This is a genomic window from Pseudomonas sp. PS02303, assembly GCF_029959925.1.
GTDB lineage: Bacteria > Pseudomonadota > Gammaproteobacteria > Pseudomonadales > Pseudomonadaceae > Aquipseudomonas > Aquipseudomonas mandelii.
Map to the genome: position 1 here is coordinate 18,996 of NZ_JASCOM010000060.1, position 9,540 is coordinate 28,535.

Annotated in this window: 10 protein-coding genes; 2 read left to right on the forward strand and 8 right to left on the reverse strand. The window is 59.1% G+C overall.

All coding sequences use genetic code 11. The annotated features are described in order from the left end of the window. Positions 1–85: 85 nt before the first annotated feature. A complete protein-coding gene (locus QMX98_RS15725; RefSeq protein ID WP_077749842.1) occupies positions 86–361 on the reverse strand; it encodes a hypothetical protein in 276 nt (91 codons plus the stop codon). 331 nt (positions 362–692) lie between these two features. Here QMX98_RS15725 and QMX98_RS15730 point away from each other — a divergent pair, with 331 nt between their 5' ends. Beyond that, entirely contained in the window at positions 693–1,178 is a 486-nt protein-coding gene (locus QMX98_RS15730; protein WP_154504284.1) for a DUF6130 family protein, read from the forward strand. Between the two features lie 112 nt (positions 1,179–1,290). On the opposite strand, the gene QMX98_RS15735 is transcribed toward QMX98_RS15730, so the two are convergent. The 6 genes from QMX98_RS15735 to QMX98_RS15760 all read right to left on the reverse strand — a co-directional run bounded on the left by QMX98_RS15735 (position 1,291) and on the right by QMX98_RS15760 (position 7,039). Then, positions 1,291–2,607: an allantoin permease gene (locus QMX98_RS15735; RefSeq protein WP_282411030.1), complete on the reverse strand. Its 1,317-nt coding sequence runs from the start codon at positions 2,605–2,607 to the stop codon at positions 1,291–1,293. A gap of 111 nt (positions 2,608–2,718) precedes the next feature. Beyond that, the gene (locus QMX98_RS15740) at positions 2,719–3,693 is read right to left on the reverse strand and encodes a biotin-dependent carboxyltransferase family protein (RefSeq protein ID WP_077749839.1); all 975 of its coding nucleotides are present in this window, start codon (positions 3,691–3,693) and stop codon (positions 2,719–2,721) included. After that, on the reverse strand, positions 3,690–4,562 hold the full coding sequence (locus tag QMX98_RS15745; RefSeq protein WP_102595540.1) for an allophanate hydrolase subunit 1: 873 nt from the start codon (positions 4,560–4,562) through the stop codon (positions 3,690–3,692). The genes QMX98_RS15740 and QMX98_RS15745 overlap by 4 nt, the downstream gene beginning before the upstream one ends. After that, a complete protein-coding gene (locus QMX98_RS15750) occupies positions 4,559–5,932 on the reverse strand; it encodes an acetyl-CoA carboxylase biotin carboxylase subunit (RefSeq protein ID WP_083377048.1) in 1,374 nt (457 codons plus the stop codon). Before QMX98_RS15750 ends, QMX98_RS15745 begins: the two co-directional genes overlap by 4 nt. 10 nt (positions 5,933–5,942) lie before the next feature. Continuing rightward, a complete protein-coding gene (locus QMX98_RS15755; RefSeq protein WP_077749837.1) occupies positions 5,943–6,188 on the reverse strand; it encodes an acetyl-CoA carboxylase in 246 nt (81 codons plus the stop codon). A 92-nt stretch (positions 6,189–6,280) separates the two neighbouring features. Then, complete coding sequence (locus QMX98_RS15760; protein WP_282411031.1) at positions 6,281–7,039, reverse strand: 5-oxoprolinase subunit PxpA; 759 nt, start codon at positions 7,037–7,039, stop codon at positions 6,281–6,283. A 125-nt stretch (positions 7,040–7,164) separates the two neighbouring features. Here QMX98_RS15760 and QMX98_RS15765 point away from each other — a divergent pair, with 125 nt between their 5' ends. Next, positions 7,165–8,082, forward strand: a complete 918-nt coding sequence (locus QMX98_RS15765) for a LysR family transcriptional regulator (protein ID WP_083377050.1) — start codon at positions 7,165–7,167, stop codon at positions 8,080–8,082. A 23-nt stretch (positions 8,083–8,105) separates the two neighbouring features. Here QMX98_RS15765 and QMX98_RS15770 read toward each other — a convergent pair whose 3' ends face one another. Continuing rightward, the gene (locus QMX98_RS15770; RefSeq protein ID WP_282411032.1) at positions 8,106–8,999 is read right to left on the reverse strand and encodes a transporter substrate-binding domain-containing protein; all 894 of its coding nucleotides are present in this window, start codon (positions 8,997–8,999) and stop codon (positions 8,106–8,108) included. Positions 9,000–9,540: the final 541 nt, after the last annotated feature.

Genomic DNA, 9,540 nt, shown 5'->3' on the forward strand with positions numbered 1-9,540 from the left:
CTGGTCTGTTTCGCACGCTGCACCACCCCGAGCGAGTGATCGCAAACACCAAAGCGTACGGATGGCTCACAACCCCGATCATGTTTTATTTCAGTTCCGTTCTTATTTCGGTTCCGGGTACGAAAAATTTGCCGGGATCATCGACCTTCTTCAGGTCAACCAAGGCCCGGCAAATGCAATGTGAGAATTGCTCCTGCAACGTTTCGGGGTCTGTCCATGCCATTTGCGATGCTGGCAAATGTTGTGCCTCGGTCGATTTATAGCAGACACAATTGTCTAGTCGGGTGACGCCATTATCATGTGTGCTCTGACAAGCAGTGGTCAGCAAAGAGATCGCGATAAGCATGACGATACGTTTCATTGGCTCCCCTCCGAGGCTGTTGTGAAGGGCTGACGCTCAAGATCGGGCTGGCTGTTGTAACGACGTGGTGACCGCTGAAGGCGGCGACACGGCATGGCCGCAAAACCCGGTCTGCTTAATAAGCCCGACAGTAGAAGGAAGCTTAGCTGTCATTTTGCGTCGCTCCATTTACTGGCTGTTTTTAGCCGATCACCGTCATTAAAAGGCTCGTATTCAACACCCGTTTTCTGCCCTTCCCCACTCGGCTGTTTTGCAGAGAGAGGCAGCTTGGGCATAGACAACTGCCCGGTTTGATCTAGCCTTGGATGAGATCACGCGGGAGAAAAACACCATGTCCCTTGCTCTCAGAAATCTATCTACCTTTGCGTTGGGTGCCTTCCTTTGCGTAGCCGCGTGGGGTCAAGGGGTAGCAGACACCGATCAGCCACCGGCCATACTCCCACTGGAGTCTGAGGCAGGACCAAAACTCATTGCCTACCCGCCGCTCGCCGCGCCGCTGGCCCGCGGGGTTGTCATTATTCAGTATCGAACCGAGCACGCCCGGATCATGCCGGTATTTGGCAAAACGGCTGTCGAAGTATCACCACGGCTCGGCCACCTTCACGTGACCGTCGACGACTGGAAAGGTACTTGGGCGCACACCAGTGAAGACCCGATTATTTTGGTTGGGCTGACGCCGGGCGCTCACAAGGTTCTACTTGAAGTGGCTGATCCGAGTCATAAGATTTTGACCAGTACGGTGGTGAACTTTGTCGTTCCGCAGAAGAACCCAGCGGACGCTCCTCATGTTGAAGAAAGCCACGCAGTGAAACCATAACGGTTGTGCCATCAGCAGCCCTGGACCATTCATCAGCGGATTCGTCATGAGCGTCCGATGCCTGCTCTAACGTGCTAGAGCAGGCAGGCACACAACGAGTGACTGAAAAATCCTACTCAGCCAACACTAACCGGTGCCGATGGGATAAGCCCGACTGCAACGCAAATGCAACGATCACCGTAGAGGGTGCGGAAAAACTGCTCAGGCCACCGCCGAAAAACATCAACGCAAGCCCCAAAGCGGTGGCACCAAACCACGCCGTCAAACCCACGGAATTGAACGCGGGCACCCGTTCGAGTACCGCCATTTCATTGCGCCCGTAGTGTATCTGCGCCAACGCCACGCCGACCCAGGCCACCACGAAGATCCCCTGATAGGCCAACGCTTTGAGGAGGTAGGCAAACACGTCCGCGAGCATCAAGCCGTAGACGATCACCCCCACTACCAATGCCCACATCAAGTACGAACCGCGCAGGCCAAAACGCCCGAAGAACGCCTGCATGTTCAGTGTCGCCAGGTAGTAATTGGCGGTGTTGATCCGGGTTTGCGTGGCCCAGACAAACAACAAGCCCCACAAGCCCATCAATTGCAGAATCGCCATCACCACAGAGACTTCGTTCAGCGCACCTTCGTGGGGAATACTGCTGACCAGATAGATGCCCGCCGCGCCATTGAGCAGGAAGGTCACCGCGTAGAACGGCATGCCGAAGTTCCAGCGCCCGTGATACTCGGCGTCTTCAGGCTTGCCGAAACGCGCGTAGTCGAAGGTGAACAGCATCAGCACCCAGACCCCCATGTAAGCGACAAAGCAGTCCCACCAGCCGAAGGCGCTGGGTGTTGCCGGGCCGAAATCCAGCCATTGCGGCTGGTAGCCATATCGACTGATCGAGAGCCCGACCGCCACCAGCAAACCGCCCAGATACACCGGCAACAACACGCCGTTGAGCTTGTCCAGCCAATGCTGCACGCTGCCCAGAATCATTGGCACGCTGTAGAGCACCACCGCCAATGCGGCCAGCGGATAAACCAGCTCCGGATACAGGTGATTGAGCGCCACGGCGATTACCGAGCCTTCGAATACCGCGTAGTAGATCGCCGTGGAAAAGAAGATCAACGTTGCCAGGCACGCCCCGGTACTGCCGAACAGCAACCGTGAAAACAACGCCACCGACAAGCCGCTGCGGATCGCAAAGCGGCTGAGCACGCTATTGACCAGCCCATAGCTGATCACCGACAGAACCATGCCGATCAGTGCGTTGCGGGCTCCATACGACAACGCCAGTGATGCGCCGACCACGATGTAAAACATCGCACTGCACACCGCCCACCAGGCCATGGTCAGGGACAATCGCCCCATGCGCGCTTCGGCTGGAACGGGTTGATTGGCCGGGTCTTGCCCGGTTTGACTCGATTGCGATAAAGCAGCCATATGCGTGAACTCCAAAACCAGTCAAAGGTTGAAGCGCGGGCAGCCGCCACCGCACCGAAGTGCGGCGTTGGCTTACCGTTTGGCATTACCCGCGCAATGCGGCGGGCAGAATCAGGAAGGGAACAGCTTGCTCAGGCAGCTGAGTTTTTTCTTATAGGAACGTCGCGCTTCCAGCGCCTCTTCGAGGGTCACCGCGACAAAGCGGGCCTTCTGGTTCGGTTGCATCTGGCCGATCAAGTCGAGGTCGGCGCTGATCACCGTGCCGATCATCGCGTAGCCTCCGCCGGACACGGCGTCGCGATGCAACACGATCGGTTCGAGCCCGGCCGGGACCTGGATCGAGCCAATGGGGTAGCAACTGTCGACGATGTTCGACGGATCAGAACCGGCGCCGAACGGCTGCTCGCGGGGCTCAAAGCTCAGCGCGCTGCCGCCCTTGAAGCGGTAGCCGATGCGGTCTGCTTCCGAGCCCACCGTCCAGGGTTCGGCAAAGAAACTATGCGCGGCGGATTCGCTCAAGCGGTGGTAGTAAAGCCCCGGCACCACCCGCAGAGTGATTTCGCCCCCCAAGGACTGGCGCAACGCCATGGGCAAACTGGCCCCGGCGCGGCTCTTTCCGCTGGCGATACCGACGGGCAATTCATCACCCGCCACCAGCCTGCGCCCCTGAAAACCACCGAGCGCACCCAGCGCATAAGTGGAACGACTGCCGAGCACGATCGGCACATCGATGCCGCCGGCCACCGCCACGTAAGCGCGGGCGCCAGCTTTGGGAAAGTCAAAGCGCAGCACTTGCCCGGCCTTCACCGCAAACGCCGTGTCGTGGTGCATTTCCACGCCATCGACCCGTGGGGTCATGTGCGCGCCGGACACAGCCACCAGCGCGTCTTGTTGAAACTCCAGCTCCGGCCCCAGCAACGTGCATTCCAGTGCTGCCGCCCCCGCCGGGTTACCGACCAGTTGATTGGCCGCACTCAAGGCGTACGGATCAAGCGCGCCGGAGGGCGGAATGCCCAAGTGGTAATACCCTTCGCGTCCCAGGTCCTGTACCGACGTGGCGAGACCGGGTTTGAGTACCTTGATCATGCCAACACCTCCTGCAGCGACTTGGGATAGCCAACGGGATCGGCCAGAAACGCATCCAGCGAAAACTCCACCGGCCGGATCCGCAGATCGAAGCAACCGGCTTCCACTTCGGCCACCGCGTGGTCATACGCCTCACGGTCCATCGGTTTGAACTGCACGATGTCACCGGGGCGGAAAAACACCATGTGCTCTTTCAGGTACGCCAGGTTCTGCTGTGGGTCGTAGATCGGTGCCGGCGTGACGCCAAACATCTGATATCCACCGGCACCGCGCACCGAGTAGATGCAGCCAAAGCAACCGCCATGACCCAAGGTCAGTTTTGGCGTGTCGGTACGCGGGCGCAGGTATTTGGGCACCTGCAACTGCCGCTCGCGCTCGACCATCTGGAACATGAACGGCAGCCCGGCGACGAAGCCGACCATCGAGACAAACCACGGCGCACCACTGTGGGCGGCGATAAACGCCTCGACGTCCGCCAGGCCGTTGATCCGTGCGGCGTATTCCAGGTCCGTGGCGCTCGGGTCCTGATGCCGGTCGCGAAAGCGCATCAGGGTTTCGTGGGTCCAGGGGTCGTTGTACAGCACCGGAATCTCGATGATCCGCGTCTGCAACGTGCGTTCGGCGACGGCCCCGACTTCGGCGATCTTTACCGCTTCGAGCAAGGTATGAGGGGCGATGCGATCCGGGTCAAAACGGATCTGGAATGACGCGTTGGCCAGGCAGATATCGAGCACGCCATCCAGTGCCAGCCGTTCCACCGCGCGAGTGACGGCCAGGCCCTTGAAGAACGCGTCCAGGGACATGCTGTCGCTGACTTCGGCGAACAGGTGCTCATCGGCGCCAAAGCTGTAGCGGATGGGAGTGCTCATACTTCACCTCCGAAACGGCGCTCGGCCAGCCAGGTTTCCAGGGTGCCGGTGTGAAAGTCGGCGCTGTGCAGCCACGGTTGCTCCAGCAGTACGCCGTGCAGGGACAAGGTGCTGGCCATGCCAGTGAGCGTGGTTCGCCTTACCGCAACCCGCGCACGGGCCAGGGCTTCGGCGCGATCAGCGCCATGCACGATCAGCTTGGCCAGCAGCGAGTCATAGTACGGCGGCACACGGTAGCCTTGATACAGATGAGTATCGACGCGAATGCCCTCACCCTGCGGCCAGATCAGTTCCTCGACCAGCCCCGGGCTGGGAAAGAAATCCCGCGCCGGGTCTTCAGCGTTCAGGCGCATTTGCAGGGCGGCGCCGTTGAGCTGGATATCACTCTGCTTGAAGCCCAGCGGTTCACCCCCGGCAATGCGCAACATGGCCTGGACCAGATCGATGCCGGTGATTAATTCGCTGACCGGGTGCTCAACCTGAATCCGCGTATTCATCTCGATAAAGAAAAACTCGCCGGTGGCGTCGTCATACAGATACTCCAGCGTCCCGGCGCCCTTGTAGCCGAGGGATTCGGTCAGGCGCACGGCGCTGGCGCAGAGGGTTTCCCGTTGCTGCTGACTGAGGGCCGGTGACGGCGCTTCTTCAAAGATTTTCTGCCTGCGACGTTGCAGGGAACATTCCCGCTCAAACAAATGCACGGCGTGCTGACCGTCGCCCAAGACCTGCACTTCAATGTGCCGGGCCTTGCTGATAAACCGCTCCAGGTAAACCGCGCCATTGCCAAACGCGGCCTGGGCTTCACGCTGTGAGCGGGGAAACTCTTCTGTCAGTTGCTGGGCGTTTTCCGCCAGGCGAATGCCGCGCCCGCCCCCACCGGCCGAGGCTTTGATCAACAGAGGGAAGCCCACGGCTTCGGCGGCCTTAAGCGCCGATTCGACGTCGAACAATTCACCGGGGGAACCCGGCACCACCGGTACGCCGGCGGCTTGCGCAGTGCGCCGGGCCTCGGCTTTGTCGCCCATGCGCCGGATCGTGTCCGGGCTCGGGCCGACGAAAATGGCGCCGGCGGCAAGGACCGCTTCGGCAAAATCGGCGTTCTCCGAGAGAAAACCATAACCGGGGTGTACTGCATTGGCGCCGGTGGTTTTCAAGGCACCGAGCAACGCTTCGACGTTCAGGTAACTTTTATCCGCACGGGCCGGGCCAAGGACGTGGACTTCATCGGCCATGCGCGCGGCCTGGGAATCGACGTCTGCCTCGCTGCATGCCGCAACGGTGGGGATCCCCAACGCTTTGGCGGCGTGGATAATCCGCACGGCGATCTCGCCACGGTTGGCAATCAATAATTTACGAATACCTTGAGTCATGATCGCGCCCTCACTCGTCGTCGAGTGTTGCGACGACCTGACCCGGTTCCACCGGATCGCCGTCTTCTACCAGGAATGCGCTGAGGCGACCGGCCTTTCCGGCGGTCAGTTCGGAAAACTGCTTCATGACCTCGATCAGGCCAATCACCGTGTCGGCACTGACCTGCGCGCCCACCTCGACGAAGTTCGCCGATTCAGGAGTCGCTTTGCGGTAGAAGGTCCCGGGCAACGGGGTGATTACAGTGTGTTCGGCCATGTCTGTTCCTCTTGGAATAGTTGTAGAAAGGCAGGCAAAAATGAATCGGTGTGCAAGCCCTGGCATCTGTGTGCCAGGTGTCTCGTCCTGATTTAGCGCGGTGCACGAACCTCGATCCCGGCGCTGTCGAGGGCACTGCGCGTGGCTTCGACCAACGCCAGGGCGCCAGGGGTGTCGCTGTGTAAACAGATCGAATCGAATTCGATCGCCAGGTCTTCACCCTCGACCGTGCGCACCACGCCTTGCTGACAGGCACGCAGTACTCGCGCGGCCACTTGCGCCGGATCGTAGGCTCGTATGTTGCGGGTGAAGACGATGGAGCCCGTGAGGTCGTATTCGCGGTCGGCGTAGAACTCGCGGATTACCGGTTGGCCAAGCTCCTTGGCGACCCGCCAGATCACCGAGTCGGGCATGCAATACAGCAGCAACTCAGGCTCCAGGCGCTGGAGGTTTTCCACCAGCAGACGGGCGGCCTGTTCGTCCCGGGCCAGGTGCATGTAGAGCGCGCCATGGGGCTTGATGTGTTGCAGGGCTAAGCCTTGAACCCGGGCGAGTTCACGCAGGGCGCCCAACTGGTAGAGCATGTCGTCGACCAGCTCCTGGGCCGGTGCATTGATGTGCCGGCGGCCAAATCCAACCAGGTCGCGGAACCCCGGGTGCGCGCCGATGGCCACGCCCAGGCGCTTGGCCTGCTCGATGGTGCGGCGCATGGTGCCGGGGTCGCCGGCATGAAAACCGGTGGCGATATTGGCTGAACTGATGAAGCCCATCAGTTCGTTGTCGACGCCATCGCCGATGGTCCATGGGCCGAAGCCTTCGCCCATGTCCGAATTGAAATCTACTGCTTGCATGACGCTTGCTCCTGACACTTGTGACTTCATGCAGGCCAAGTTAGATTCCTCCGTACCCCTTGGGAAGATCTATTAACAGATAGGGTATCTTCTGAAAAACAGATACCTCGTCATCCGGAGTGCCCATGTCACTGACCCTGCGCCAGGTCCGCTATTTCGTCGCCACCGCCGAGATCGGGCAAATTTCCCAGGCCGCGATCCATTTGAATATTTCCCAGTCGGCGGTGACCACGGCGATCAAGGAACTGGAGGGTATGCTGGGTGCGCTGTTGTTCCAGCGCTCGGCCCAGGGCATGAGCCTGACCGATGCCGGGCGGCACTTTCTGAATCGCGCGTATGTGATTTTGCGCAGTGTCGATGATGCGATGAACAGTCCGTTGCCGGACATTCGCGCCAGTGGCGTGCTGCGTCTGGCAGCAAGTTACACGGTGATCGGCTACTTCCTGCCGCACCACCTGCAACGCCTGGAACACTGGCATCCTGACGTGGCCATCGAAGTCCACGAACAGGAACGGACGGCCATCGAAGAAGGCCTGCTGGAGGGTCGATTCGACATGGCCGTGGTGCTCACCGCGAACCTCACTCACCCGGACATCGTCTCGGAAATCCTCTTCAACTCCGAACGACGGCTTTGGCTGCCCAGCCACCATCCACTGTGCGAACGTTCGGCGGTCAGCCTCGCCGACGTGGCGAAAGAACCCTACATCCTGCTGACCGTCGACGAAGCCGAACAAAGCGCCATGCGCTACTGGGAACACGCGCACCAACAGCCGAACGTGCGGGTGCGCACCAGTTCAGTGGAAGCGGTGCGCAGCATGGTCGCCAATGGCAGCGGCGTGGCGATCCTTTCGGACCTGGTGCACCGCCCTTGGTCACTGGAAGGAAAACGCATCGAGACCCTCACCGTCACCGATAAAGTGACGCCCATGAGCGTTGGTCTGGCGTGGCATCGCGAGCGCGAATTCAGCCCGGCCATGCAGGCGTTTCGTAATTACTTCCACGATGCGTTTTTGGCGCCGCAACAACTGTCTGCGCGACGCTGAAGTCGAGCAAAGTACGTCAAGCTTTACAGCGCTGGCTTGTCACTGCGCGCCTTGAGATTGGCTTTGAGTTGTTCGCTCATCGGCATGTTCAGGTTCATTCCTTTTGGAGGAATCGGTGATTGAAACCACTTGGTGTATAGCCTTTCGAATTCGCCCGACTCCATCAGGCGGGTTATGGTGCCATCGACCAATTGCTTGAATTCAGGATCATCTTTGCGAAGCATGCAGCCGTAGGGTTCGACTTGCAGCGCATCACCCACGACTTCGAGCGAATCAGGATTTTTCGAGTTCGCCATGAGGCCAAACAGCAGGATATCGTCCATGGCAAACGCCACGGCACGATCATTTTCAACCAGCTCCATGGAGTCGTCATAGTCTTTGCCCAAGACGACCTGTACGTCTAGATTGTTGTCGGCACTGTATTGGCGGAGGACCTTCTCGTTCGTGCTGCCGACGGTACTGGCGACGGTCTTTTTTGCGAGATCGGCGTAGTTCTTTATGCCGGAGGTCTTCTTGGTCAACAGGCGCGTGCCCGTGTAGAAATGGCTAATTGCAAAAGCCACATCCTTGCCACGGGCAGCGTTGTTGGTGGTGGATCCGCACTCCAGATCGTATGTGCCATTGACCAGCAACGGAATGCGGGTTTGCGAAGACACCGGAATGTGAGCCACTTCCAGGTTCGGCTTGTTGAGCTTCCTGCGCACATCATCAACGATGGCATCGGTTAAATCGACTGAGAAACCTACGGCTTCGGCAGGACTGATCAAGTAGCTGAAAGGTACCGACGCCTCCCGGTAAGACACGGTGATTTTGTTACTGTCGGAAACTTTTTCGAGTGTCTGCGAATTCGCGGGAGATGCAATGGCGGACAAGCCTGCGGCGAGGATTGTCGTTGCTACGAAATATGAGGTTTTCATGGGACACCCTTGAAAGTATGAAAAAGGCAAAGACATCTCAAAACACACTGAAAAACGTAAAGGATGTGAGCACCAATTTCCGGCGTGTCTACGAAACGTTATTGCCAACACTACGCTCAGGGACGGTAGATACTTTGCGCCAGATCAGAAAACCGAGGCATGTGCGAAATCGCACGAATTTCATCGCGATGTTCAGGCGGCAGCTTTAATCGGGGATTACTTCGCGAAATGCCGACACGTCTGGAGCCGAATCATGAGCAAACAACCTCAGCCCCGCAGCCGCTCCAACCCTCAGCCCAGATCCCGCCCGATGGTGCCCGACTTGCCCAGCAAAACGGGCAATAAGTCCGGTGGCTTGCGCGGACGGCACGGGCGTGAGGCGCATCCATTGCTGCCATCGATAGTCACCATCAACTCAATGAAGTTCTCTTAAAAACTCCGGGGCGTAACATCGCCTCCATACCAAACAACTACACCCCGGAGCACACCATCATGAAACGCCAAATCCTTCTCAGCATCGCTTTCTCGGTTTTTGCAGTTA

Excerpts from the sequence above, each read along its gene's own strand:
- QMX98_RS15725 (WP_077749842.1), bottom strand. The coding sequence starts at position 361 with ATGAAACGTATCGTCATGCTTATCGCGATCTCTTTGCTGACCACTGCT.
- QMX98_RS15730 (WP_154504284.1), top strand. The coding sequence starts at position 693 with ATGTCCCTTGCTCTCAGAAATCTATCTACCTTTGCGTTGGGTGCCTTC.
- QMX98_RS15735 (WP_282411030.1), bottom strand. The coding sequence starts at position 2,607 with ATGGCTGCTTTATCGCAATCGAGTCAAACCGGGCAAGACCCGGCCAAT.
- QMX98_RS15740 (WP_077749839.1), bottom strand. The coding sequence starts at position 3,693 with ATGATCAAGGTACTCAAACCCGGTCTCGCCACGTCGGTACAGGACCTG.
- QMX98_RS15745 (WP_102595540.1), bottom strand. The coding sequence starts at position 4,562 with ATGAGCACTCCCATCCGCTACAGCTTTGGCGCCGATGAGCACCTGTTC.
- QMX98_RS15750 (WP_083377048.1), bottom strand. The coding sequence starts at position 5,932 with ATGACTCAAGGTATTCGTAAATTATTGATTGCCAACCGTGGCGAGATC.
- QMX98_RS15755 (WP_077749837.1), bottom strand. The coding sequence starts at position 6,188 with ATGGCCGAACACACTGTAATCACCCCGTTGCCCGGGACCTTCTACCGC.
- QMX98_RS15760 (WP_282411031.1), bottom strand. The coding sequence starts at position 7,039 with ATGCAAGCAGTAGATTTCAATTCGGACATGGGCGAAGGCTTCGGCCCA.
- QMX98_RS15765 (WP_083377050.1), top strand. The coding sequence starts at position 7,165 with ATGTCACTGACCCTGCGCCAGGTCCGCTATTTCGTCGCCACCGCCGAG.
- QMX98_RS15770 (WP_282411032.1), bottom strand. The coding sequence starts at position 8,999 with ATGAAAACCTCATATTTCGTAGCAACGACAATCCTCGCCGCAGGCTTG.